Below are 26,810 nucleotides of genomic sequence, written 5' to 3' on the forward strand. Positions count from 1 at the left end.
TAACGCGACACCGGCGCAAAAGTTTAGTGTCTGCTTTCAAAAACCGCTTACGGCAAGTAATTTTGCTCTGGTTCCAGCGGCTTTCGGACCCAATAATCCACACTAAAGTAGCGTCCACCTCCGGTAAATAACAGGCTTATCAGCATCGCAAAATAGATAGCCGCAAACTCAATACCATTGTTCAGGATCACCGGATTGCCATACTCATAAAGATATTCTGGTAGCCCATTCGCCGCAACAATCTCTTTGATACGAGACAAGCGTTCAGCGACTTCTGTGCTTGCTTCCAGGCTCTGCTTCGCAGCATCGCTGCCCAGCCAGGCAAAAACCTGTGCTGCGCTGGTATCCGGATTACTGGGAGCAACAGAAAACCAGCCGTTATGCCAATGCACCTGAGTTGCAGCGACAAACATGGTCACAGCAAGTGGGATGGACACCAAACGTGTGGCCAGGCCAATTAACAAAAACCAGCCGCCGAGAAACTCTGTCCAGCCTGCCAGAAAGGCCAGCAAGTCTGGTGCCGGTAAACCTAGCCCCCAATTTGAGTTACCAAACCAGGCCACCACATTTTCATCGGCCAGCAAGCGCGTCAGACCAGTAATATCAGGATTGGCAAGGTTTAGTTTGCTGTAGCCGGCTATGATCATGACGGGTGCCAGAATCAACCTGAGCATCAATGGGGCCAGGCCGTCGAGTAAGGCGATTCTGTTAAGAAAGGTACGATAAAAGGAATAGAGTGATTTATACATAAATAAAGTCTGTTATAACTGATGTTATAGAGTGTAGACCTTAAATCACCGTTTTTTATTGCAAATAGAATGGTTTTAAATAGAACAAAACACGGGTGATATACCCTATAAGCTTGCCCGTGTTTTGTTTGATCTGGCGCGTTTATATTTTTCTGGCAACCTGCAAGGCTTCATAGATAGCCCGTTTAGCATCGATGGCTGATGCCAGTTTGGCTCCACCTATCACATGTTGATTCGCTGGCATAGCCTCTTTGTTGAACAACGCATCGTTAGAGGTTTGTCCGATACAGGCCACAACCGTGTCCACGTCCAGAACCCGCTCTTTACCCGCTTGCTTAACCAGCAAACCTTTGCTATCGAACGAGATATACTCACACTCAGCAATTTGCTCAACATTATGATGCTTGGCAACGGCACGATGGATCCAGCCTGTCGTCTTACCTAAGTTACTACCAAAGCGCCCTTCACTGCGTTTAAGCATGTAAAGCTTTTTCTCTGTTGCGGTGTCTGACGGCTGGCACTCAATTCCCCATTGTGCCTTAAACTCATCGATACTCTGATCAGCCTGCTCAGCGAGAAAAGCAACCATATCGAAGCCAATACCACCCGCACCCAAGATTGCGATTTTGTCTCCGAGTTCAACTTCTTTGCGGATCACTTCATCGTAAGCAAAAACACGTTTACCATCGCTGCAAGTAATTCTGGACTGTCTGGGGCTCACGCCCGTCGCGAAGACAATATCATCATAAGACTGAGCCATAGACGAATCGTACTCGCAACCCAGCTTCATGGTCACGCCCAGACGCGCTACTTCCTTCAGGAAGTAATTTAGGGTGTATTTGAAGTCTTCTTTACCAGGTATGCGCATTGCCAGATTGAACTGACCACCAGCATGTTCATTCTTATCAATCAGCGTCACTTTATGACCCTTTTTGGCCAGATAGCAACTTGCCGACAGCCCCGCAGGCCCGGCACCCACCACCAAAACCTGTTTTGGGTTGCTGGTAGGTGCAAGCGGATAGTCCAGCTCATAACCAGCCTGTGGATTCACCAGGCAGGTTGCGCGCTTACCTTTAAACACATGGTCAAGACACCCCTGATTGCAGCCGATACAAATATTAATTTGTTCGGTTTTGTTCTCAGCATACTTATTGAAGAAATCGGGGTCTGCGAGCAATGGACGTGCCATGGAGATCAGGTCTGCCTCGCCCTGGTTCAGAATATCATTTGCCAGTTCAGGTGTATTAATTCGGTTCACTGCAACGACTGGAATGTCGACCACGTCTTTTAGCCGTTTTGACGCTTCACGAAACGCCCCGGCCGGTACCATGCTGGCAATTGTGGGAACGCGTGCTTCATGCCAGCCGATCCCGGTATTAAGAATATCGACACCGGCTTCTTCCAGGGCTTTAGCCTGAAGCGTGACTTCTTCAGCTGTAGAACCGTTTGGGATCAGATCCATAACAGACAGCCGGAATACAATAATGAACTTAGCGGATACCTTTTCCCTTACAGCGCGCACCACTTCTATCGCTAAACGCATTCGATTTTCCAGCGTTCCGCCGTATAAATCCTGCCGCTTGTTAGTATGGTCAGCCATAAACTCGTTGATCAGATAACCTTCAGAGCCCATAATTTCAACCCCGTCATAACCCGCTTTTTCTGCCATTTTGGCCGATTTGGCAAAGTCTTTGACGGTATTGCGGATCATACTCAACGACATCGATTTTGGCGTGTATGGATTGATGGGTGCTTTAATATCACTGGGTGCAACATTAAATGGATGATAGGCGTAACGCCCTGCATGTAATAACTGAAGACAGATTTTACCACCATGTGCGTGGACCGCATCGGTATAGGCGCGGTGCTTGATGATGTCGTAGCGACTGTTGAATGAAGAAGAAATCGGTGTGAGTTTACCACGCAGATTTGGACTATACCCACCGGTGATGATTAGGCCCACCCCACCTTTCGCGCGCTCCTCATAAAATGCTTTGAGCCGCTTCCTGTTGTGCCATCCCTCTTCTAGGCCTGTGTGCATCGAGCCCATGACCAAGCGATTTCGCAAATCTGTGTTCTTCAATTGTAATTTTTGTTCTAACATTGCGTGCCCCAATGTAACTGGTCTTACCTGTGAACATTAACGATTTTATATTTTTTCGCAAGCAAAAACCGCGACTAATTTCTGTTAAATACGATTCAATGATAGAAAAGTGATTGATTTTTAGCCCATCATCGCCAAATAAATACTTAGTTACGTTTTTGTTCTAACGACGCTGCGGCAACTAAGTTATGATTAACAGTGAGTACATTCCACTAAGACATTCAGAGGTATAGCTTTGAAATTGATCGGTAAATTTTTTCTTGGGATCTGGCACGCGATAAACTTTTCTCGCCGCCTGATCCTCAACTTTTTGTTCTTCTTTCTGATTATTGCGGCAGTGGTCGGTGTTTTCTCAACAGAGGAGCAACCTCAGGTAGCTCAGGACAGCGTTTTGCGCCTAAACCTGTCAGGTAAACTGGTTGAGCAGCTGACTTATGTTGACCCAATAGACGCAGCGATGGGTGACGTCTTCGGTAAACAAGACCTGCCTAAAGAAATGCTGGTCGACGATGTTGTCGAGACCATCAATACAGCAGCCCGTGACCCTCGCATCAAAGCACTGTACCTGGATTTGCGTCATATGCACTATGCACATCTGGATAAGCTGCGTGATGTTGCAAGTGCTATTGACTCTTTCAAAGAGTCAGACAAAAAAGTTTTTGCGCATAGCCCCTATTTTAGTCAGTCACAGTATTACCTGGCCGCCCATGCCGATGAGGTGTCTGTTCACCCGTACGGCGGTATTAACATCAGTGGCTATGGCTCCTACCCAATGTACTTTAAAGAAGCACTGGACAAGCTCAAGGTCACGCAACACATTTTCCGGGTAGGCACCTATAAGTCAGCAGTTGAGCCATTCATTCGTAATGATATGTCTGCCGCAGCGAAAGAAGCCAACAAACTTTGGCTTAATACTTTGTGGTCTCAGTACAAACAAGACGTGGCAAACAAGCGCGGATTTGAACTCGCCAACTTTGACGAAACGCTCACACAATATGTAGATAAAATGGCTTCGGTTACCGGTGACTCTGCGCAATTTGCCTTAAAATATGGCTGGGTCGATTCACTCGAAACAGACCAGCAATTCAACCAAAAAATGATCGACCTGGTCGGTACTCAGAACAATGGAAAGCGTTTCAAGCAAGTCTCGTTCGAAGACTACTATGCGAGTACTGCGTCGCACGATTTTGGCCCGAATCCATTTACCGAAAAAGTCGCTGTTGTGGTTGCCAAAGGCACAATTGTCGACGGCAAACGCAAAGCCGGTATGATAGGCGGTGACTCGACCGCGGCGCTGCTACGAAAGGCCCGAATGGATGACAAAGTAAAGGCCGTCGTGTTAAGGATTGACTCTGGTGGCGGCAGCATGTTTGCTTCCGAAGTCATTCGTAACGAAGTACTTGCCATCAAGGCTGCCGGAAAGCCGGTGATTGCATCTATGGGCTCGGTGGCAGCATCAGGTGGCTACTGGATTGCAGCATCTGCCAACGAAATCTGGGCGTCTCCCAGCACCATTACCGGCTCTATAGGTGTCTTTGGAACCATTTTAACTTTTGAGAATTCACTGAAAGAGTTGGGTGTGTATTCAGACGGCGTTGCAACGACTGAACTCAAGTCATCCTCTTTATCCCGAGGCCTGGATCCTAAGTTTGCGGATGTCTTGCAAATGGGTGTGGAAGATGCCTATAACAAGTTTATTTCAGTGATAGCAGACTCCCGTAACCTGCCCGTCTCTGATGTAGACAATGTCGCGCAAGGGCGGGTTTGGCTGGCTACTCAGGCGCATGAGTTTGGTCTTATCGACCAGCTTGGTACTAAACAGCAAGCGATTGAAGCGGCTGCAGAAATGGCTAACCTAGAACATTACGATGTCTACACTGTTGAGCAAACCCTGTCAGAAAAAGAGCAGCTACTACAGGATATTTTCGGCTCGGCGACTGTGCAGTCATTACTTTCAGTATCAGATGATAACGCGTTGTCGTTAAATCCGATTGCGCATGAAGGACTCAATCAGCTTTTCTATCAGGTGAAGCAAAGCGCTGCGATGATCACACAGTTTAATGACCCTAACAATATCTATACCTTGTGTACCACCTGTATCGTCGGTGAGTAAGGAATGTCTCAATGATTTGACTGCATTGTGATGCTGCAGTTGATATAATTAGCCCGGACTAGGATCCGGGCTTTTTTTTAGGTAGCAGAATGAAAAGAAAAAAAATCTATATTGCCTATACAGGCGGCACAATTGGCATGAAGCAATCCAGCCGGGGGTACGTACCCGTCGCAGGATATCTCACCGAGACGGTAAAAAGTAATGCTGAATTCACCCGAGAAGAAATGCCCCTGTTCGACATTCATGAATACTGCCCACTGATCGATTCATCTGACATGTCGCCACAACACTGGCAACTGATAGCCGACGACATTAAAAGTAAGTACGAAGAGTACGATGGCTTCGTCGTACTGCATGGTACAGATACCATGGCTTACACGGCATCGGCTTTGTCGTTTATGTTCGAAAACCTGACCAAGCCTGTGATTATCACAGGCTCGCAAATTCCGCTGTCTCAGCTTCGCTCTGATGGCCAGGTTAACTTACTCAATGCAATGTATCTCGCCGCAAACTACCCCATTGCTGAGGTGAGCCTGTTTTTTAATAACAAGCTATTTCGGGGTAATCGCGCCATCAAAGCACATGCCGACGGATTTGATGCCTTTGCCTCTCCCAATATGGCGCCTTTGGCGCAGGCTGGGATTAATATTCAATTACTCGAAGGCCAGCTTAGTCCATACGTGGATCAGGCCTTGCGCGTCACACCGGTTGCATCGCAACCCATAGGCGTACTGCACCTGTACCCTGGTATTAGTAGCACTATGGTGACCAATGTCCTGCAGAGCGATATCAAAGCTCTTATTTTGCTGAGTTTTGGTGTCGGCAATGCACCTCAGCAAGAAGACATTCTAAATGCCCTTAAAGCCGCCTCGGACAGAGGTGTTGTGATCGTTAATTTAACCCAGTGTATTCAGGGTCAGGTTAATATGGGTGGCTATGCGACAGGAAACGCCCTACTCAACTGCGGCGTCATTAGCGGATACGATATGACATTGGAAGCCTGCCTGACAAAACTACATTACTTATTCAGCCAGGGCCTCGAACTGGAAACCGTACGCCACCTGATGCAAGACAATCTACGCGGAGAGCTGACTCGGTAAATCTCATACTCGTACATATAAAAAAGCCCGGGCTTACGTCCCGGGCTTTTTTATTTGATCAGACAAATTATCTGACTTTCGCGTCAATCTCAGCCAGGTCTGTCAGGTGACAAGACTCACCACTGTGGGTCTTAATCCCGTGCTCACCGAAATAATCACGCTGCGCCTGCACTAAGTGGCCGTTACTTGGCGTGCTCAGTGTTGCGATATAAGTTTGTGTTGAAGTCAGTACTGGGAACGCCAGGCCACTCTGAATTGCCTGGCCAGCAATCTTACGTAGAGCATTGGCAGGCCCTTCTTGTGTATCCAAGAACTCAACCCCTTTAGCAATATCGTCCAGATAATCCGCTCTGATGATACAACCCGCACGCCACGTCTGAAGTGTTTTATCCAGGTCAACTTTCCACTGGTGAGATCTGGAAGCGCCTTTGATAAGTGCCAACCCCTGACGATAACAAAGCAGGCTGGCAAAATAGAAAGCATCTTTAAGTTCATCCAGATCCAGGTCGACACTGTTGGTTGCACGCTGGGCATACGTCATTTCTTTCGCTGCTGGTGTATCTATGGTGTTAGTCAGATGTCTGGCTTGCACTGCGGCAACCAAAGAAGGCACTGCAATGCCGAGCTCAAGTGCATTTTGTGCAGTCCAAAGACCTGTTCCCTTCGCACCCACTTTGTTGTCAATAAGGTCAACCATAGGTTCATTCTGATCGCTCTCCAGGCTCAAGATATGGCTTGAAATTGCGAGCAGATAACTGTTAAGCGGCCCTTCTGACCAGCTCTTGAACACCTCCGCGACCTGAGCTGGGGAGCGGCCAGTACCGATACGTAATAGCTGATACATCTCAGCGATAAGCTGCATTAACGCATACTCGATGCCATTATGAACCATCTTCACAAAATGACCACTGGCAGACTGACCAACACGAGCAAAGCAAGATTCACCGTTGTGTGTAGCTGCTACTTTTTCAAACCACGGAATTAAGCGCTCCCAGCCGCCTTCTGAGCCACTGGCCATCATAGCAGGTCCGTGTCGGGCCCCTTCTGCGCCACCCGAAATCCCCATCGTGGCAAATTCGAACTTGTTCTGGTATTTAAGTTTGCGGGCAATACCATCTTTGTAGTTACTGTTGCCACAATCAACAATGATGTCGCCTTTTTCTACACCCGCTTCAATTAAGTCCTGACACACCTTATCCACCAGCTCACCAGCCGGTACCAGAAGCAAAACAGACCTTGGCGTATCCAATCGCTTAACCATGTCAGCAAGATCGGAAACAATGTGAAGGCGCTCGGCAATCCCTGACGACTGCGCGCAACTCAATAGTTCCGCACCCGCGTCCGGGTTTTTATCATAGGCAACTAATGTCATGCCCTGTTCTATAAGATTTAGCGCGAGGTTTTTCCCCATCACACCCAAACCAACTAATGCAACTTGCATTAAGTTTTCCTCCTCGGTAACAAATTCAATAGTCTTTCGGTAGCGTACCGTCATTATACCCAAGCTGAGTCGGATATAAAGCGTTCAACCTACCTCACTGATCCCGCTTACCTGTTTGTAAATTAATCAATTTTAGATAAGTACGGCACGTTATTGACAAAAAGTCGTGATTGACGCCACCTGACACCGGTGTCATAATCAGTTCATATAGATCATATAATTTAATTTGCATGTTAAAAAGGGTTATAAGATATTTCTTTCTTAAAACCCAGCAAGTTATCCAGATAAAGTCACCGAGACAAGCCAACAGGAGAACCTGATGCTTAGACGCACAAAGATCGTAGCAACACTAGGGCCAGCTACAGACAGAGATAATAACTTAGAAAAAATCATTCGCGCAGGTGCAAACGTTGTTCGTTTGAACTTCTCCCACGGTGTTGCGCAGGATCATAAAGATCGAGCAGAAGCCGTCAGGGAAATTGCAAAAAAATTAAACAAGCATGTCGCAATCCTGGCTGATTTGCAGGGACCTAAAATTCGTGTTTCTACATTCAAAGACGGCAAAGTTAACCTGGACGTAGGTGCAAAGTTCACCCTGGACGCTGAACTTGAAAAAGGTGAAGGCACTATCGAGTCTGTAGGTATTGATTACAAAGAACTACCAAATGATGTAAATGCGGGCGATTTGCTTTTATTGAACGATGGCCTTATCCAGCTAACGGTAGATAGCGTTGCAGGCAATAAAGTGCACTGTACAGTTACCGTCGGCGGCATCCTGTCGAACAATAAAGGGATCAACCGATTAGGCGGTGGTCTGACAGCGCCCGCATTTACCGAAAAAGACAAAGAAGACTTACTGACTGCGACTGAAATTGGCGTTGACTACATTGCAGTTTCATTCCCACGCAGTGGCGACGACATGCGCTATGTTCGAGGCCTTGCTGAAAAAGCAGGATCGGATGCACAACTACTGGCTAAGATTGAACGTGCAGAAGCCGTTGATTCAGTTGAAGCGATTGACGACATTGTGCTTGCATCAGACGCAGTGATGGTTGCACGTGGGGACTTGGGTGTAGAAATTGGTGATGCGGCCTTAGTAGGCAAACAAAAGCAAATCATTAGCCGTGCACGTTCACTAAACCGAACGGTTATCACTGCAACGCAAATGATGGAATCTATGATAGATAACCCGATGCCGACCCGTGCTGAAGTCATGGATGTGGCGAATGCCGTATTGGATGGTACTGATGCCGTTATGCTGTCAGCAGAAACTGCGGCAGGCGATTACCCGGAAGAAACCGTCGCAACAATGGCACGTGTTTGTCTTGGCGCGGAATCGCAGCCACAAACTCATATTTCAAAACACCGTCTGGACAGCATGTTTACTGACACGTCAGAGACACTTGCCCTGTCTGCTATGTATGCGGCAAACCATCTGACTTCCGTAAAGGCCATCGTCGCACTGACTGAGTCGGGGAATACATCGAAATTGATGTCGAGAATTAGTTCTGGCTTGCCAATCTATTCGCTTTCACGACATGCCAGAACACTAGGCCAGACAGCGCTTTATCGGGGCGTTTATCCGGTTTATTTTGATTCTACTCAATGTAGTGAAGAATCAACCGTTCGCGATGCGCTAAATACTCTGGTCGAAACAGGTGCGCTGGAACAAGGCGATACGGTGATCCTGACTCACGGTGACGTAATGGAAACCATTGGTGCGACCAATACAATGAAAATTGTCACCGTTTAGAAAGTCTTCATCCGGGTGGCATTGCTGCCCGGATAACCCTTCCTTCTCAATTCATCAGTAAAGAACTGTTTAGCTTGCCAATGCAGCTTTTACTTTGTCACGGTAACTTCGGCTTACCTTGAGCTCCTGGCCATTTTCTAACACCAACAAATACTCACCACTGCTTTGCGTAACCAGCTTACTGATCTGCTTGGTATTGACGATGGCAGAACGATGAACACGTACAAACAGTTTAGGGTCTAATTCCTGCTCCAGCTCCTTCATTGTTTTACGCAAAATATGCGTTTGTCCGTCAGAGCAGTGTAAGCACATATAATCTCCAGCAGCATCAATCCACTGAATAGAAGCGGCAGAAACACGAATGATTTCCCCCTGCTCTTTTACCGCGATCGACTCTGGATACTTCTTGTCTTCAATGGTGTCACCAGTGGCCAATTTACGCAGAATTTCTTCGCAGTTATTGCCTGTGATACCGGCAACGAAGCTGGCGAGCTTTTTCTTGTGAGCATTATCTTGTTGTGTTTTCAAATAGCTATGCACTTTTTCAACCGCCTGTTTTAGTCTGTTGTCATCTACGGGCTTTAGGATGTAATCTAAAGCATGAATTTCAAAGGCTTTTACTGCATAATGATCAAAAGCAGTGACAAACACGATGGCTGGCAATGGCTTAACACTCTCACTGAGCGCTCTGGCCACTTCAAACCCATTCATGGTTGGCATTTGAATATCGAGGAATACCAGATCGATTTGTTGACTGGCGCACAACTCAAGCGCTTGCTCCCCTGAGCTGCACAACTCGATAACTTCGATATCTTCTATCTGTTTTAAGCGCACAGCCAAACCTTTTCTGGCTAGGGACTCATCATCTACTATTAGCGTTCTGATTTTGCTCATTACTTTACTTCTCAGCCTTTTCAAAAGGAACTCGTATATTCACCTTCAATCCAGAAGGCGTATTGTGCGCGAGCACAAATGAATAATTGTTTTCGTATAATGTTCTTAGTCTGTCCTGGGTATTCGCAATACCAACCCCCTGGACATTGCTCAACTGACCATTTTCTATTGATGCACCCGGCCCGTTATCACCCACCTCTAACAATAGCTCATTGGCAAAAACCTGAGCTCTTATCTCGATTTTGCCACCACTGGCCATATGCGCAATAGCATATTTGATAGAGTTTTCAATTAACGGTTGCATGATCAAACTAGGTACCAGCGCTTGCTTGGCTTCTTCTGTGATATCGAACACCACTTCCAGGCGCTCATCAAAGCGCACCTTCTCTATATTCAAATACAACTTAAGTGCATGTAACTCCTGCTCAAGCGGTACTTTTTTGATTGGATCTGTGTTTAATGTGTAGCGCAGGAAGTCACTCAGCCTGGACACCATTTGATTAGCATCTTTGTTCTCTTCAACCAATACCAGCGTTGAAATTGCATTGAGTGTATTAAAAAGAAAGTGGGGATTAAGCTGGTAACGCAGCATTTTAAGTTGCGCTTCGTGGGCCATGGTATTGGCTTTCAGTGCCTTCTGTCGCTCACTTTGTAGCAGCTGATAGTACTTAATACCAAAATACAGGCCGCTCCAACACAAAATAATGTAAACAGAGTCCAAACCTTGCTGAAGGTAGTAATACCATTCTTCGGGCCTGTATCCATGCCGGTAAATTTCCCACATGTTAAACTTCTGAACAACAGACCAAAGCGTGCCTGTCAGGTAAGAGGTGCTAAAAACAACAAAAATAAGTAATAATGGTTTTGCGTTCCATACTTTACGATAGAGATAACGCAATGGCACTGTCATCAGACAACCGGCATAGGCATTGAGCACGATCACAAAAACGTAAATATCGCGCATTTCAAATACTTTTGAACCTATGTAGTTTACCAATGCATAGCCTATCCAGCCTGCAATTTGTAAAACCCAGAAAAATCGCTGTCGATTATCGACCAGAGCTTGCCACTTCAAACGTTTATAACCTCTTAAGACTTAGCCAAATTATATCCTATGGCAGCCCCATTCAACAGCGCCAGCGGTCTTACTTTTTTAACGGTTAAACGCAAATCGACAGAGTAAAAATACGATTTTTAGGCAATAAAAAAGGCCCTGACGGGCCTTTGTCGATATCTTGATTACTTAGTATACGCGCGAGGCATATCGGAATCTGTGGTGTAGCGATCTCTTAGCTTATCGTGACGAGATTCTGTACTCACTTCTTCACCATTGATCCAGAGTTTATCTAAGGTTGTCGTAAACTCAAATGGGTCGGCGCTCCAAAGCACCAAATCGGCACGCTGGCCTGAGGCAATCTTACCGCCGTCCAGGTCAAATACGTCAGCAATATTGCTACTAACCGCTTTTAGCGCCCCTTCGTAGCTCATACCATGTGCGACGGCAATACCTGCATCGAAGCGCAACTGATACAAATTGTGCGCCCCCTCGAATGCAAACCCGGACAGCAGCACTTTGACCCCAGCACGCTCAAGCTCACCCGCATTAGTCAGGTCGGCATGTAATGAACTGAAGCTGGTCGGCAGGTTAGATACTGCGCTGATGACCACAGGAACATTCGCCTTCGCGATTTCCTCTTTGACCAGAACCGCATCATTAACGCCCCAAAGAACGAGGTTAAGGCCAAACTGCTCTTTCACCTTCAATACTTCAAGGATGTCAGATGCGCGTTCTACTTCAACAACAACTGGCATTTCACCTTTCAATACTGCGGTCAGTATCAGTTCTTCCTGACTTGGCTTCTTCGCTGCTTTTTTGTCGTCTTTCTTGCTTTTCTCAGACAACTTTTGCTGCTGGCCTTCAAGCTTTTCTGTCAGCGTTTTGTATTTCATTGCTCGCGACCCGCTGCCGCTTGCATCCATATCAACCATCAACGCAGTACGCGTTTTCAATACGCTGTTAAACTCACCGGATAAGTCCACAACGAAGGCTAACCCTTCGAAAATGCTCTTACCGCCATGTGGCACAACCACATTTTGCGTGATACCGCCTTTACGGCCATATGGGATCAGCGACGAACGCGGGTTGAAAGCCGGACTGGCATCAAAGTCTACGCCTGCTTTATCGTCACCTGCATCTCTGGAGCCAGCCACAGCGCTCACTTCAACCAGTCCAAGCTGGTTCATTGAGCCAATAAAACCTGGTGTCAGCACTCGGCCTTGCGCATCAATCGTCACATCGGCCTTAACACTCGCAGGGTTAATCGCAGTGATGGTGCCGTTTTCAATTACCACAGTTGCCCCTTCCAGGGTACCCGCGTCAGTCAGTGTGTGAACCTTAGCATTGGTGATCGCCGTAACCTGAGCAAATGCGGCTGAAGAAGCCAGCAATGCACTGGTCAATAAAGAAATCTTAAACTTATTCATCATTTACTCCTTAGCGCTGACCCAGCATAAAATCACTCACCGCCTGATATTTCTCATCGAAGCGGTCATATACTTTGGCACCGTCGATGTAGACGGTTTCGGCTTTAGAATAAACGCTAAATGGATTGCGGTCCCAGATAACAATATCCGCTTGCTTACCTTGTTTGACCGACCCGGTTTTCTCTTCGATACCGAGCGATTTAGCCGCATTATAGGTGATCCATTTAATTGCATCTTGCTCTTTAAGCGAGAATCCGGCTTGGTTCGCCGTGTTCATAATTTTGGCAGCTTCATGATTCAAACGTTGGATTGTGGTGTCTGAATCAGAGTGAACAACGGCACATGAGTTTTTAACGGCATCCACGATTGCAACGTTTTCTGGCACCATGTCGTATGCTTCCATTTTGAAGCCCCACCAATCCGGCCACAATGCGGCGCAGTTACCATTCTCGGCAAGTAGATCAGCGACTTTATAAGCTTCAATACCATGATGGAAGGTACCCGAATGATAATTGAACTCTTTAGAGAGGTCGATCATCATGGCCATTTCTTCTGCTTTATAACAGTGATTGTGGATCAGGATTTCGCCGTCCAGTACGCCACGCAGCGTATCCAAACGAATGTCACGTTTTGGTGCATCTGGGTTCAGTCCTGCCGCATAAGCCGCATCATACTGTTCCCAAGCATTTTTGTATTCGGCCGCCTCAGCCCAGGCGGCACGATATCCCGCCATGTTACCCATACGCGTATAAGGTGCGACGCCCTTACCACCATAAACACGTTTCGGGTTTTCACCACACGCCATTTTCAGACCATAGGGTGCATCCGGAAACTTCATGCCTTGCATAGTTGGAGATGGCACGTTCTTCAGCGTGACACTGCGACCGCCAAACAAGTTGGCAGAACCAGGCAGGATCTGTAATGTGGTGATCCCGCCTTCACGCGCCCGATTAAAGCCCGGGTCCTGTGGCCATACTGAGTGTTCAACCCACACCTGAGCAGTATTCGGCTTAGTGATTTCGTTACCATCTGCATGAGACTCTACAGATGGGCTTGGATAAGCACCCAGATGTGAATGCACATCAATTATACCTGGTGTGACCCACTTGCCCTGAGCATCTATGGTCACGTCAGCTTGAGCGGATAGGTCTTTTCCTACCTGACTGATTTTGCCGTCTTTAAGCAATACATCCGTGTCTTCCAACAGCTCGCCTGTACCAGTCAGTACGGTTGCATTGGTGATTAAAGTAGAGCCTGAGCTATGAGGCTGGTAGGTACTTGGGTATGGATTTTTATCAATGGTGACTTTTTCTTTCTGAGGGCCTTTGTCCTGGCACCCTAAAAGAACTGTACTTAATGCAAGTACAATCGCCGTCGGCTTGAATTTTTGCATCATATTTCTCTTATTGTTCTGCGTGATTGATCACCCCGCAGAGTATTGGCTTACAATTGACGTAAAATTGCAACTAAGTTTCGACAGTTCACAATATAGCTCGGCCACCTGCACATTTCGAGTTTTCTCCCTGCAATAGAGACTAAGCTGACTTTAAACTACCTGCTTTGGGCTGTAATGACATTCTAGGGATCAAGCACATCCGCGTGATCTGCAGCTATTTTTTGTACATTAATGCAGCGAATCCAAGTGTAACCCCTAGGAGTACTACAAGCTCAGTACAGCGCATATTGTCGGCAGTATGCAATATCGACAAACCTGTATTGCAGTCACAACCAGACAGGTATCGACATACTTTTGACACAGGTATTAATCTAAGCTCAAATAAAGGAAAACATCACTATAATGAAACAAAGAAAAATAGTTAATCGAAAAAAAATTGCCCTGACAGAACACATTATTCTCTTACGCCTGAAACAACTATAGCATTAAAATCAATTTGTTACTTAGCATTTTTACAGCAGACACAGTTACTTACATTCGGTTATTTCACGGTTACAGCATTTTGCAACATTCGCATCAATACTTGTTGTGAGCTTTGTATAAATCTGGAGAAGATCATGAAACTTGCCGCGACTTTAGTGCTTTCCCCCCTCCTTTTGGCCACCAGCCTGGCTGCCAGCGCAGGAGAAGTAGAATTTGTAGGTGCAGACAACAGCATTGCGACACAGCTATGTGTTGCAGTGGGAACTAACCACCGTCTGACTTTAATTAAAGAACTAACGGAGCATCGGATAAGCCGCTCTATTGTTGCCAATAAACTCACCTGCAACGATATGCCAGTGCCTCAGTTCGCCAAGAAGTTTGGCCTGCATAAAACTGCAGGGCTGTTGAATATCGACTTTACGACTGACACATCAATCACAGACATTGCAATGAACGATAACACACAGACAATCGTCATTTCTGGTTCCAGATAAGTGTCAGTCATTCACTCGACGCATCGTGAACTGCTGATACCCGGCACGATGCGTCCATATAGATGATTTATCCAATCTAAATGATTCAACACAAAGTTGGCCTTTAAAGCAAAGCAGCAATGAGCCCAAACAGACCACCGAAGACACCACCCCAAACCACCAACCAGCCAAGGTGTGTGTGGATCATATCCTGAACAATACCTTTAACCATCGCAGGCGTGAGTTCTTCTAAACGCTCTTCAACCGCATGTTCAATAGCTACTTTCACAGCATCAACCGACTGCCCGCTGCTCAGCAGTCCAGAGAGTTGCTGTTGAAACTCCTCCCCTTCACTGATTTCAAACAAGGCCTCTTTCATTTTATCGGTGAAGCTGTCTTTCATCGGCTCAATCGCTTCTTTGCCGCCCACCATCGCCAACATAGCCCCAAACTGAGAAGCCTCAATCACCTGTACCAGTTTATTGAATGCCGGTGACAAGTCGGTTTGCGTAATAACTGGCTTCAGATCCAGCTGAATCTCATTTTTTTGTGCGAAACTACGCAACTTATCTTCGTTAAAGAACTCTTCGAGTATCAGTTTACGAATAGCGCTTTTAAATTCTTTGAATTTAATGGTGATCACGCCCGACCCATAGAGACCCGGCACTTTTTCAAACAACATATGTATTGCAAGCCAGTTTGTCACAGCTCCTGATAAGGCAAATAAGCCCATAGTCCATAACACATCGATCTCTAATAACCAGCCAAGCAGTACAACCACAGCGGCCAGGATATTTGTCGCTAAACTTTTACTCATCAGTGCCTCTTATGATCTGAGTATTTTGCCCGGCCGCATATTGTAGTGAATTTAAATCTCTCTACAAGTATTTGTGTTATAGCAAAAATCGGCCATAGTTTAGACTATGTGTGGTACTCAAACCTTGGCGGGACTATGTGGAATCTCGTAAACCAGTATATCAGTGATGCAATTCATGAACCTTTCGAGTTTACCCGTAAAACGCAATTGCCCTGCAATGCGCACGCTCGGTTGTTTAAAATCGAGAATGATCATCACTGCTACCTGGTTAAGGTGGATCATATTCAGGCGCTGGAACGCTTTGAGTGTGAAGCACGCAACCATGACACACTGATCCGGGACAGCGACTTTCTGGTTGCCGATACCATCACGATCGGCTCAAGTATTGAGTTTTGCTTTTTGGTGCTTGAATGGCTTGAGACGTCAGGCGAGCTAGAAGATTGGTATACCTGTGGCACCACACTCGCCAAGCTGCATGCGCGCCACGAACAAAAAATGTATGGGCTGGAGGAAGATAACTACTTTTTCGATTTAGCCCAGCCAAACCAGTGGCATAAAAAATGGGAAGTGTTTTTTGCTGAAGAGCGGATCGCCTGGCAATTACAACTATTGGCGGAAAAAGGGATCAAACTGGTGGATATCGACCAGTTTGTTGAGCGCATTAAACCCATGTTGCCACATCAAGTTGCGCCATCTTTGCTACACGGCCACTTTTGGCGTGGCAATATCGCCTTTTCCCAGGGTAAACCCTGTTTATTCTGCCCCTCTTGTTATTATGGCGACAGAGAAATAGATCTCGCATCCAGCGAACTCTTTGCGCCTCTGCCACATGCGTTTTACGAAGGGTATGATAGTGTTTACCCCAGACTGGAAGGGTATGAAGACCGCCGGCGTATCTATCAACTCTACCCTTTGCTCTGCCACGCAAATATGTTCGCAGGGGATTATCTGAAGCAGGCCGCCAACCACATCGACGACCTTTGCAAATAACTGCAACTTTACTGTAATACTCCACAATGCTGCTATAGTTATTAATGTAAAAAACGGAAAACTCGTTGGAGTAAACTCATGAAGCAGCTGTATGACCAACGTATTAGTTGCCCGCATTGTGGCCACCATATTTTTGTTAGTCTGGATGCCAGCGAAGGTGATCAGGACTACTATGAAGATTGCGCAGCTTGTTGCAACCCGATCCATCTGAACATGCACATAGATTACGCAATTAACAAACTTGAACTGAGGGTTGATGCAGACGACGAACAAGTCTTTTAATGGGCACTGACAGTGCCCACATCACCACCTGCTTAAGAACAACACTTGCTACTCACGGTATTCAATGTCTCTTCAGATACCAGCGCCGCAACGATAACAGGATGTACCAGCGGTATTATCGCCTCAAATTCAGCCACTCGTGCCACCGGGATGGTATCACAATGAGAAATTGCCCCTGTTTTTACGCAGATAATGTTCTACCGTGTTCACTGTCGTGTATGTCTGCTGGTCAACTTCAATGTTAAACAGATCGCCAACGCGAGCTGTGCCAATGTTGGTCAGTGTCAGTGTTTCAGGAATGAGATGAAGCCAGAAACCATCTTCTTCTAGTTTGCCTACCGTCAAACTTGCACCGTTAACACTGATAAACCCTTTATAAAGAATGTATTTTTTCCACTCCTCAGGAATAGCAAGTTTAATCCGGCAATTATCGGCTTCCTGAATATATGCCATGATGGTTGCCTGACAATGCACATGGCCAGATACAATGTGCCCACCCAACTCAGTACCAAAGGTCACAGAGCGTTCAAAGTTAACCCGACTACCCTGTTGTAGTATACTCAAGTTGGTCAACTGGAGCGTTTCGTCGATCACATCAAAAGACACCTGTCCGACGACGTCTGCACCTCTTACTTCAAAATCTGTGACGGTCAGACAACATCCATTAATTGCGATACTCGCACCATGAGTCAATTTTTCCAAATATCGGCTGTCAACCGACAACACCAGCTTCATGATCCCTTCGCGCAACACAGCACTAACCACTGTCGCTTGAGTCTGTACAATTCCGGTAAACATAACACTCAGATTTTCGAGAATAATGCCGCGCAGTGTAACCCAAACACTCATCAGATTAAACTGCGCTTTTATCAGATAAAAGTGGTAAGTTTTAAAGAAGTTTTTTAAGATTAACGTTTTAGGAAGTCCAGACTCAGTATGAAATTTGCTTTATGGGAAGCAAAGCGCCTGGTGCGTCTTGCCACCCCCGTCTTTTTTGCCCAAATCACGCTGGTACTTATGTCGGTTGTCGACACCATGATGGCGGGACAAGTCAGCGCCGAAGATCTCGCTGCACTGTCAATTGCAACCGGCACCTGGAACCCGATGACCTTTTCTTTACAGGGTATTCTATTGGCAATCACCAGTATGGTTGCGTACTGCGATGGGGCCAAACAACGTGACGGTATTAAAACGTACTTTCAGCAGGGTATCTACCTTGCACTGATACTCTCTTCACTTGGTTTTATTGCCAGTGCCTTCACTCCTTTGGTCTTTGCACGTATCGGGGCAGCGAGTGCTATCACAGACTTAGCACAACAGTACATTGACTTTGTAAAATGGGGACTACCTGCTTTTTTATTGTTTTCAGTTTACCGTAATGTCACAGAAGGCGTAGGTAACACAAAAGCGGCCTTGTACATTAGTTTGCTTGGGTTGGTCGTCAATGTTTTTGCCAACTATGTATTTATCTATGGCAAATTAGGCATGCCCGCGCTGGGCAGCGCGGGGTGTGGATTGGCAACAACCTTAGTATTTTGGGTCATGGCCATCGCTCAGTTGATTTACAGCTTCAACAATAAATATCTCGACGGACATTGGTTGATCACAGCCTTCGCACGCCCGCATGCTGCAACCTTATTTCAAATAGTAAAACTGGGTTTGCCCATTTGCCTCGCAACGTTTTTTGAAGTGACTTTATTTGCCTGTATTCCACTATTTATTGCCGATCTCGGGGCCATCGCTGTATCCGGACACCAAATCGCAGCCAGCATAACGACCATTCTGTTTATGCTCCCTCTTAGCCTTTCTATGGCGATCGCAATACGTATTGGAACCTTGTCAGGAGAAGGCAATTACCCCAAACTGGTTAATTCGGTCTATACCAGCTTTGTCTGTGCAGTGGTAGTGTCAGTGATTGTTGCGACCTTTACCTACGTGATCCGAAATGAGATTGCCTGGGTATATACTCAAAATACCGAAGTGGCGTTACTGGCCTCTGGGATAATCGTGCTGGCATGTATTTATCAACTGCCAGATGCTTTGCAGGTTGCTGCCAATGGTGTATTGCGTGGATTGAAGTACACCAGCCCCATCACCATTGTCACCTTTGTGTCTTACTGGCTGATTGGGTTCAGCCTAGGTTTTGTGCTGGCAAAAACCGACATACTGACATCGGCCATGGGTGCCAGAGGGTTCTGGATAGGCATTATCGTCGGCTTGACTTGCGCCGCTATACTACTTCTATATTTTGTGAGGAAACGGCTTGATACGTTACGCCCCGATCCTGTTTAGCCTGCTACTGGCAGTGGCCTGTACACCCACTGCCAGTGACATCAACCTGGAATATGCCAACAGGCTGGCCAATGTGCTGGACACCCCTCCGCCCAGCATTGACAAACTATCCCCTATCGCTGAATACACAGCCACCAGGCCTGAAGCCTCGTTTAAGCTCTCTGTATTGCAGCTAGCCAACCTGGGACATTGTGCGCTGGCCCAGGACGTTGCACGACACAATAACCAACTCGGTAAACTGGCTGTTCCCAGTGAAGTATTCAAGTATCAGGTTCGCTTTATCCAGCTGGCTGAACGCTGTATTCAGGATACCAAAACTCAGGATCAGGAAGTCAAAAACATTCTTCGCCAGGCGAGCGAAGAAAAGCGCACGGCGTTGCCTCAGTATTTCGCATTTATGCTCTCAGCAGAGCCCGAACTAAACCAATTTAACAGACTGACATTTGAAGAAACTGACAAGCGAGGCACAGACAATGAGATACAGGCCAATGAGGGCCTGGCTGTGCTTGCGTCTGTAGCAAACAGTTTACTTGCCCCTGAAAACATTGACTCACAGAAAATAACGCCGGCCTTAAGTAAATTAAACAATAACAGCTATATCCAAACTTTAATGACCAGTGCGCGCAGACAAATCAGCTGGAATCGCAGCCTGACAGCATGGCTGTCGCAAATTGATCTGCAAAAAACGGTTTGCCCTGAAGGTAAAAACAAGAAAAAAGCTAAGGTGTTGCATAATATTTTCAATAAATACGCTATTTCACAATTGCAACCATACCAGTCTCAACTCAGTAATCAGTTACAGGAACTGAGTAACTCATTCGCTCAAATTTCACAAGCTATCCCTCACCCGTTATACCCGGATCATGCAGCGGCACTGATGACTGAGCTGAAGTCGTCAAGCAGACAGCATGCCCAATGGTGGCAAGGCTTCTACAAAGTGTGTAAAGTTACACCGGTATGAACGAAAAAAGTGCAAACAAACATTAATTTAGCAAATTTACTTGATCCCTTCGAACGCTCGCTATATATTAGCGGCCGTTGGCAAGTGACCTAATGCAACAAAACAGTCATAGTTGCTCAACATTGTACGACCGTAGCTCAGTTGGTTAGAGCACCACCTTGACATGGTGGGGGTCGGTGGTTCGAATCCACTCGGTCGTACCAATTAGTCTTAATAGATTAATGCTTTTAAGCGTTTATTGTACGACCGTAGCTCAGTTGGTTAGAGCACCACCTTGACATGGTGGGGGTCGGTGGTTCGAATCCACTCGGTCGTACCAATTAATCTTGATGGATTGATTTTTAAAACGCTTACTATTGTACGACCGTAGCTCAGTTGGTTAGAGCACCACCTTGACATGGTGGGGGTCGGTGGTTCGAATCCACTCGGTCGTACCAATTAATCTTGATGGATTGATTTTTAAAACGCTTACTATTGTACGACCGTAGCTCAGTTGGTTAGAGCACCACCTTGACATGGTGGGGGTCGGTGGTTCGAATCCACTCGGTCGTACCAATTAATCTTGATGGATTGATTTTTAAAACGCTTACTATTGTACGACCGTAGCTCAGTTGGTTAGAGCACCACCTTGACATGGTGGGGGTCGGTGGTTCGAATCCACTCGGTCGTACCAATTAATCTTGATGGATTGATTTTTAAAACGCTTACTATTGTACGACCGTAGCTCAGTTGGTTAGAGCACCACCTTGACATGGTGGGGGTCGGTGGTTCGAATCCACTCGGTCGTACCAATTAATCTTGATGGATTGATTTTTAAAACGCTTACTATTGTACGACCGTAGCTCAGTTGGTTAGAGCACCACCTTGACATGGTGGGGGTCGGTGGTTCGAATCCACTCGGTCGTACCAATCTACTTTTGTTATTAATTAACTCCTCAATTGTAAAACCATCGCGCATCTATTCAGAGCACCACCACTCTCTATGACCCGGACCAGAGGTCGGCGATTCAAATCCGCTCGGTCGTACCAATCTACTTTTGTTATTAATTAACTCCTCAATTGTAAAACCATCGCGCATCTATTCAGAGCACCACCACTCTCTATGACCCGGACCAGAGGTCGGCGATTCAAATCCGCTCGGTCGTACCAATCTACTTTTGTTATTAATTAACTCCTCAATTGTAAAACCATCGCGCATCTATTCAGAGCACCACCACTCTCTATGACCCGGACCAGAGGTCGGCGATTCAAATCCGCTCGGTCGTACCAATCTACTTTTGTTATTAATTAACTCCTCAATTGTAAAACCATCGCGCATCTATTCAGAGCACCACCACTCTCTATGACCCGGACCAGAGGTCGGCGATTCAAATCCGCTCGGTCGTACCAATCTACTTTTGTTATTAATTAACTCCTCAATTGTAAAACCATCGCGCATCTATTCAGAGCACCACCACTCTCTATGACCCGGACCAGAGGTCGGCGATTCAAATCCGCTCGGTCGTACCAATCTACTTTTGTTATTAATTAACTCCTCAATTGTAAAACCATCGCGCATCTATTCAGAGCACCACCACTCTCTATGACCCGGACCAGAGGTCGGCGATTCAAATCCGCTCGGTCGTACCAATCTACTTTTGTTATTAATTAACTCCTCAATTGTAAAACCATCGCGCATCTATTCAGAGCACCACCACTCTCTATGACCCGGACCAGAGGTCGGCGATTCAAATCCGCTCGGTCGTACCAATCTACTTTTGTTATTAATTAACTCCTCAATTGTAAAACCATCGCGCATCTATTCAGAGCACCACCACTCTCTATGACCCGGACCAGAGGTCGGCGATTCAAATCCGCTCGGTCGTACCAATCTACTTTTGTTATTAATTAACTCCTCAATTGTAAAACCATCGCGCATCTATTCAGAGCACCACCACTCTCTATGACCCGGACCAGAGGTCGGCGATTCAAATCCGCTCGGTCGTACCAATCTACTTTTGTTATTAATTAACTCCTCAATTGTAAAACCATCGCGCATCTATTCAGAGCACCACCACTCTCTATGACCCGGACCAGAGGTCGGCGATTCAAATCCGCTCGGTCGTACCAATCTACTTTTGTTATTAATTAACTCCTCAATTGTAAAACCATCGCGCATCTATTCAGAGCACCACCACTCTCTATGACCCGGACCAGAGGTCGGCGATTCAAATCCGCTCGGTCGTACCAATCTACTTTTGTTATTAATTAACTCCTCAATTGTAAAACCATCGCGCATCTATTCAGAGCACCACCACTCTCTATGACCCGGACCAGAGGTCGGCGATTCAAATCCGCTCGGTCGTACCAATCTACTTTTGTTATTAATTAACTCCTCAATTGTAAAACCATCGCGCATCTATTCAGAGCACCACCACTCTCTATGACCCGGACCAGAGGTCGGCGATTCAAATCCGCTCGGTCGTACCAATCTACTTTTGTTATTAATTAACTCCTCAATTGTAAAACCATCGCGCATCTATTCAGAGCACCACCACTCTCTATGACCCGGACCAGAGGTCGGCGATTCAAATCCGCTCGGTCGTACCAATCTACTTTTGTTATTAATTAACTCCTCAATTGTAAAACCATCGCGCATCTATTCAGAGCACCACCACTCTCTATGACCCGGACCAGAGGTCGGCGATTCAAATCCGCTCGGTCGTACCAATCTACTTTTGTTATTAATTAACTCCTCAATTGTAAAACCATCGCGCATCTATTCAGAGCACCACCACTCTCTATGACCCTGTCCAGCAGTCAGCGGTTCAGATACACTCGGTCTAGTATCAACTCCTCAGACTCCTATTCTCCAGAACACATAAATAGTCACACCGCATTCCTTAGTCGCAGCCTTTGAACTGCCAATTTCATGTCATACGAAGAATCGCACAAAATAGCAGCCTATCTCATAGCTGTCATAACCGTTCGCTATCATGACACGTTATCAATTCAAATTGATCTTGGCACACGCCTCAGGTTGCCCTGGCCATAGAATTTGCTATACATTAAATAGACTATCACTCACTAAGGAAGGCCATGTCTGGCAGGTTAAGTTTGACTCTTCTACTCATGCTGATGACGAGCCTGTTCAGTAGTTTGGGGTACACCAATCAGAAACCACAACAATCGTTGACCATTGCTATCGGATTAGAAAATTACGACTTTAAGCCCCTGTTTGCCGAATTCACCAGAAAAACGGGTATCCAAGTTAAGGTGGTTGAATTTGAAAATAACACCCTCAAATCGGAGTTATTGCTCCGTGCCAGTAATAATGCGTTACCCGACGGCATCATAGTTCCTGCGGATTACATGGGACTGACAGCACTCAACTTATCCGCAGTGCCTGACGACTGGCTGTCCACACACCTGATAGAACAAGTAAAATCCAACATCAAAGCCAACGGCACAACACTTGGCGTACCTATCGTTTTTGGCAATCACCTGATGCTGTATTATAACAGAACGCTGGTAAGCCAACCTGCTAGAAGCTGGCAACAACTCCGCACACAGCAGCAAGCTCAGGGTGTTGAGATAAGCTGGAATTATTATGAGATGTACTGGTTTAGGGCATTTCTGGGCACCTTTGGTACGCCACTGATTTTAAATGGTCATGTGAATCTGGACACACCGGCGATGATCCGCGCTCTGCGTTGGTATAAGTCGCTCAAAGAAGAAGACTGGCTAGACGTAGAATGTAACTATGAATGCACAGTTAATCGATTTTTGGCTAGCGAAGTTGCCTACACCATCAATGGCTCCTGGATGTTCCAGCGCTTCTCCGAGCATTTTGCGGACAAATTAGGGGTCGCACAATTGCCCAGCCTGAATGATGCACCTATGCGCTCCTACTTTTCATCACATGTCATGGCCTTTCCCAATAATGCCCTGTCGGGCCCCAAAAGAGCAGAACTTAAACGCTTATCTGAATTCTTACAATCTCTGCCGGTACAAACCAACTTTTGGTCGTCAATTAATGCTCTGCCTGTCGATAAGCGAGCATTAGACACATTAAAAATACAAAGCATTGCACAGGTTGAAGCGCTTATCACAACACTGGAATACACTCAGCCGATGCCCAACGAAGCACAAATGGCCTTTGTGTGGGAAGCCATGTTGAAAGGCCTGACACGCCACCTTGCTGGCGTGCTTGATGAACAACAGGCCGCCCATTTCATGCAACATATCGTAGAAAAGTCGATTAGCTATGAGCAAGAAAAAAAACCTGGTCAGTGAATTACAGCTTAAAGTCGGCACTATGGTCCTGGTCTTGTTAACCATTGCCCTGGCCCATTTCGCCTATAGCGCCTGGACACAAGCCAATAAAATCGCATCAGATACCGTTGCACAACGCGCAACCAGCCTGTCTTTGGACATAAAAAACAGACTGGCCGAACTGACATTTCAGGTCGCGCACTACAGCGACCACCGGATCCTGGCAGAGTTGCCTTTAAACCTTTTGTATACACAATACGCGCTTAAGGAGATCCGAGAGCTGGTATCCAAATCTCCATTGGTCAAAAGTGTGATGATCAGTGATGGCTCCCCCTACATTGTCGAAGGGTACCCTCTTTATACTTTGCACTGGGCAACCCCTTCTATCATAGAGCACACCGCTTCTGTCATTAACGAAAGTGCGCGCGAGTTGATGGTCAGAAAGCTCTTGATCAGCAACACAGAGCTGGGAGTAAACGCTTCTCCAGGTGGAACGCTTTTTATTGCCGTGCCATTACGCCAGACGTTGCCCTCTCTTATCGACCCATTTCGCTATACCGGCGTGCTATTTTTTGAATTAGATGTCAGTCAGATGGCAATTGAACTGGCTGATTATGAGTCACTGACAACCTTTTCGGATGAGCAAATGTGGTTTCATGAGGGACATCAATTCGATGCGGGGCTCAATGCAACCTACCCCATTTATGAGCGTAACACTGAAGGCCTGAACTTATCGCTATCCCTGTCTCATCAGCACAGTGCTTATACTCAGGAGATACTGTATGCCATCATCAGAAGCGCAATGCTGGCATTGGGCGTATTGGTCATACTTTTCTGGTACCTGGCTTACGTCAGCCGCAAAGTCACTACACCCATGAAGCAGCTTGAAAAATACTGTATGTCACTGACGTCAGGCAACTATGAACAGAATAATGCTAACCTTGAATATGAAGAACTAAAAACACTGCAAAAGACGCTTAATAAGCTGGTCGGCACCGTCAATACACAAGTTACACAGCTTAAACAGGAGAAAGTGCGAGCCGAGCAATCAGAACTGGCCAAAGCGCAATTTCTTGCCACCATGAGCCACGAAATTCGCACCCCAATGAATGCGATTCTGGGCGTTTTTCAGCTTTTAAAACAGGAAGATCTTCATGCACAAGAGCGTTCTCTCGTTGAGCAAGGCTATACCTCTTCACAAACCCTGCTCGGTCTGGTGAATGACATACTCGACTTTTCTAAAATGGAAGCGGGTAAACTCACACTCGAAGTTCTGGCTGTGGACATTCCGCATTTATGCCGGGAAATCATTCAGGAATATCAACACCTGGCCCGTGACAAACAGGTAACGGTGGAACTGGACACACAGTTAAAGCCGCAGTATTCAGTCAGGCTCGCAGATCCCCTGCGACTAAAGCAAATCCTCCGTAACCTGCTATCAAATGCGATCAAGTTCACAGAACAAGGTCTGGTAATTGTGAGAGCCAAAGGTGACAGCAATAAACTCACGGTAGAGGTTTGCGATAGCGGAATTGGTATGACCCCTACCCAACTTTCCAACTTGTTTAAACATTTTCATCAGGCCGACAATTCAACGACCCGAAAATATGGCGGATCCGGACTGGGGCTGGCTATCGTCAAACAGCTGGTAGAACTTATGCAGGGTGACGTAACGGTCACAAGTGTTGCTGGAGAAGGCAGCCAGTTTACGGTCACGCTCCCGCTGCAGTGTGTTAAGCCCTCAGCTCAGTCTGCAATCGAAGATAGGCAAACGAAACCTGCAGTCCCAGATTTGCGCGGTGTTAAGGTACTGCTTGCTGAAGATAACCTGATTAATCAGCAAATATTTTCAGCCATGATGAAAAAGACTAATGCAACACTCATTATGGCGGCTAACGGTAAGCTCGCCATGGAGAGCTTTAATAAAGCTCGACCTGACCTTTTCTTTGTTGATATTCAAATGCCTGTGATGGATGGCATAGAGGTTTGCCAACAGGTAAAAAGCACCGACTATCACAATCCACTCATCGCCATTACAGCCAATGTACTCCCGGAGGATGTCAGCCGTTACCTCTCTCTCGGGTTTGACGACTTCGTTGCTAAGCCAATTGATATGCAGGCACTGTTCGATACCATTTCGCGTGTTATGGAAAGTGATACGCAATCTGGTGAGACGACTAAGTCAAACACAATCTAGAGGCAGATTCTTGGCGCACGAGCACTG

The 26,810-nt window shown here is 46.4% G+C and carries 19 protein-coding genes and 7 tRNA genes; 17 read left to right on the forward strand and 9 right to left on the reverse strand.

Going from position 1 to position 26,810, the window contains the following annotated elements:
- Positions 1–47: 47 nt before the first annotated feature.
- Positions 48–749, reverse strand: coding sequence for an HvfX family Cu-binding RiPP maturation protein (locus PRUB_RS12760; RefSeq protein WP_010384506.1), 702 nt, complete (start codon positions 747–749; stop codon positions 48–50).
- 142 nt (positions 750–891) lie between these two features.
- The gene (locus tag PRUB_RS12765) at positions 892–2,853 is read right to left on the reverse strand and encodes an FAD-dependent oxidoreductase (protein ID WP_010384505.1); all 1,962 of its coding nucleotides are present in this window, start codon (positions 2,851–2,853) and stop codon (positions 892–894) included.
- 241 nt (positions 2,854–3,094) lie between these two features.
- Between PRUB_RS12765 and sppA the strand changes: the two genes are divergently transcribed.
- On the forward strand, positions 3,095–4,966 hold the full coding sequence (gene sppA, locus PRUB_RS12770) for a signal peptide peptidase SppA (protein ID WP_081694355.1): 1,872 nt from the start codon (positions 3,095–3,097) through the stop codon (positions 4,964–4,966).
- A gap of 89 nt (positions 4,967–5,055) precedes the next feature.
- Entirely contained in the window at positions 5,056–6,066 is a 1,011-nt protein-coding gene (gene ansA, locus PRUB_RS12775; protein ID WP_010384502.1) for an asparaginase, read from the forward strand.
- A 67-nt stretch (positions 6,067–6,133) separates the two neighbouring features.
- Here ansA and gndA read toward each other — a convergent pair whose 3' ends face one another.
- Complete coding sequence (gene gndA, locus PRUB_RS12780; RefSeq protein ID WP_010384501.1) at positions 6,134–7,507, reverse strand: NADP-dependent phosphogluconate dehydrogenase; 1,374 nt, start codon at positions 7,505–7,507, stop codon at positions 6,134–6,136.
- A gap of 319 nt (positions 7,508–7,826) precedes the next feature.
- Between gndA and pyk the strand changes: the two genes are divergently transcribed.
- The gene (pyk, locus tag PRUB_RS12785; RefSeq protein ID WP_010384500.1) at positions 7,827–9,260 is read left to right on the forward strand and encodes a pyruvate kinase; all 1,434 of its coding nucleotides are present in this window, start codon (positions 7,827–7,829) and stop codon (positions 9,258–9,260) included.
- Positions 9,261–9,329: 69 nt separating this feature from the next.
- Here pyk and PRUB_RS12790 read toward each other — a convergent pair whose 3' ends face one another.
- The 4 genes from PRUB_RS12790 to PRUB_RS12805 all read right to left on the reverse strand — a co-directional run bounded on the left by PRUB_RS12790 (position 9,330) and on the right by PRUB_RS12805 (position 14,031).
- The gene (locus PRUB_RS12790) at positions 9,330–10,154 is read right to left on the reverse strand and encodes a LytR/AlgR family response regulator transcription factor (RefSeq protein ID WP_010384499.1); all 825 of its coding nucleotides are present in this window, start codon (positions 10,152–10,154) and stop codon (positions 9,330–9,332) included.
- A gap of 4 nt (positions 10,155–10,158) precedes the next feature.
- On the reverse strand, positions 10,159–11,229 hold the full coding sequence (locus tag PRUB_RS12795) for a sensor histidine kinase (protein ID WP_010384498.1): 1,071 nt from the start codon (positions 11,227–11,229) through the stop codon (positions 10,159–10,161).
- Between the two features lie 164 nt (positions 11,230–11,393).
- Positions 11,394–12,638 (reverse strand): amidohydrolase family protein, encoded by a 1,245-nt coding sequence (locus PRUB_RS12800; protein WP_010384496.1) that lies wholly within the window; start codon positions 12,636–12,638, stop codon positions 11,394–11,396.
- 10 nt (positions 12,639–12,648) lie between these two features.
- On the reverse strand, positions 12,649–14,031 hold the full coding sequence (locus tag PRUB_RS12805; protein WP_010384495.1) for an amidohydrolase: 1,383 nt from the start codon (positions 14,029–14,031) through the stop codon (positions 12,649–12,651).
- Positions 14,032–14,651: 620 nt separating this feature from the next.
- On the opposite strand from PRUB_RS12805, the gene PRUB_RS12810 reads away from it, so the two are divergent.
- On the forward strand, positions 14,652–15,011 hold the full coding sequence (locus PRUB_RS12810) for a DUF3718 domain-containing protein (protein ID WP_010384494.1): 360 nt from the start codon (positions 14,652–14,654) through the stop codon (positions 15,009–15,011).
- Between the two features lie 103 nt (positions 15,012–15,114).
- Here PRUB_RS12810 and PRUB_RS12815 read toward each other — a convergent pair whose 3' ends face one another.
- Positions 15,115–15,807 carry a DUF445 domain-containing protein gene (locus PRUB_RS12815; RefSeq protein ID WP_010384493.1) on the reverse strand — a complete coding sequence of 231 codons (693 nt, stop codon included), beginning with the start codon at positions 15,805–15,807 and terminating at the stop codon, positions 15,115–15,117.
- Positions 15,808–15,942: 135 nt separating this feature from the next.
- Between PRUB_RS12815 and PRUB_RS12820 the strand changes: the two genes are divergently transcribed.
- The gene (locus tag PRUB_RS12820) at positions 15,943–16,797 is read left to right on the forward strand and encodes a fructosamine kinase family protein (RefSeq protein WP_010384492.1); all 855 of its coding nucleotides are present in this window, start codon (positions 15,943–15,945) and stop codon (positions 16,795–16,797) included.
- Between the two features lie 78 nt (positions 16,798–16,875).
- Positions 16,876–17,079: a CPXCG motif-containing cysteine-rich protein gene (locus tag PRUB_RS12825; RefSeq protein WP_010384490.1), complete on the forward strand. Its 204-nt coding sequence runs from the start codon at positions 16,876–16,878 to the stop codon at positions 17,077–17,079.
- 156 nt (positions 17,080–17,235) lie between these two features.
- Here the strand turns inward: PRUB_RS12825 and PRUB_RS12830 are convergent, their stop codons facing one another.
- Positions 17,236–17,877: a riboflavin synthase gene (locus PRUB_RS12830; protein ID WP_040645239.1), complete on the reverse strand. Its 642-nt coding sequence runs from the start codon at positions 17,875–17,877 to the stop codon at positions 17,236–17,238.
- Positions 17,878–18,015: 138 nt separating this feature from the next.
- On the opposite strand from PRUB_RS12830, the gene PRUB_RS12835 reads away from it, so the two are divergent.
- The 11 genes from PRUB_RS12835 (at position 18,016) to PRUB_RS12885 (ending at position 26,783) form a co-directional block, all read left to right on the forward strand.
- Positions 18,016–19,371: an MATE family efflux transporter gene (locus PRUB_RS12835; RefSeq protein ID WP_010384488.1), complete on the forward strand. Its 1,356-nt coding sequence runs from the start codon at positions 18,016–18,018 to the stop codon at positions 19,369–19,371.
- Positions 19,343–20,332 carry a DUF3080 family protein gene (locus tag PRUB_RS12840; protein ID WP_010384487.1) on the forward strand — a complete coding sequence of 330 codons (990 nt, stop codon included), beginning with the start codon at positions 19,343–19,345 and terminating at the stop codon, positions 20,330–20,332. The genes PRUB_RS12835 and PRUB_RS12840 overlap by 29 nt, the downstream gene beginning before the upstream one ends.
- A 126-nt stretch (positions 20,333–20,458) precedes the next feature.
- Positions 20,459–20,535: transfer RNA gene (locus PRUB_RS12845), tRNA-Val, on the forward strand.
- A 39-nt stretch (positions 20,536–20,574) separates the two neighbouring features.
- A tRNA-Val gene (locus tag PRUB_RS12850) sits at positions 20,575–20,651 on the forward strand.
- Between the two features lie 41 nt (positions 20,652–20,692).
- Positions 20,693–20,769, forward strand: a tRNA-Val gene (locus tag PRUB_RS12855).
- Positions 20,770–20,810: 41 nt separating this feature from the next.
- Positions 20,811–20,887 (forward strand) — tRNA-Val (locus PRUB_RS12860).
- A gap of 41 nt (positions 20,888–20,928) precedes the next feature.
- A tRNA-Val gene (locus PRUB_RS12865) sits at positions 20,929–21,005 on the forward strand.
- A gap of 41 nt (positions 21,006–21,046) precedes the next feature.
- Positions 21,047–21,123, forward strand: a tRNA-Val gene (locus tag PRUB_RS12870).
- Between the two features lie 41 nt (positions 21,124–21,164).
- Positions 21,165–21,241 (forward strand) — tRNA-Val (locus tag PRUB_RS12875).
- A 2,169-nt stretch (positions 21,242–23,410) separates the two neighbouring features.
- A complete protein-coding gene (locus PRUB_RS12880; protein ID WP_010387184.1) occupies positions 23,411–24,607 on the forward strand; it encodes a sugar ABC transporter substrate-binding protein in 1,197 nt (398 codons plus the stop codon).
- Positions 24,579–26,783, forward strand: coding sequence for an ATP-binding protein (locus tag PRUB_RS12885; protein WP_010387185.1), 2,205 nt, complete (start codon positions 24,579–24,581; stop codon positions 26,781–26,783). The genes PRUB_RS12880 and PRUB_RS12885 overlap by 29 nt, the downstream gene beginning before the upstream one ends.
- The last annotated feature ends 27 nt before the right edge of the window (positions 26,784–26,810 follow it).

The organism is Pseudoalteromonas rubra, assembly GCF_000238295.3.
GTDB classification, from domain to species: Bacteria; Pseudomonadota; Gammaproteobacteria; order Enterobacterales; family Alteromonadaceae; genus Pseudoalteromonas; species Pseudoalteromonas rubra.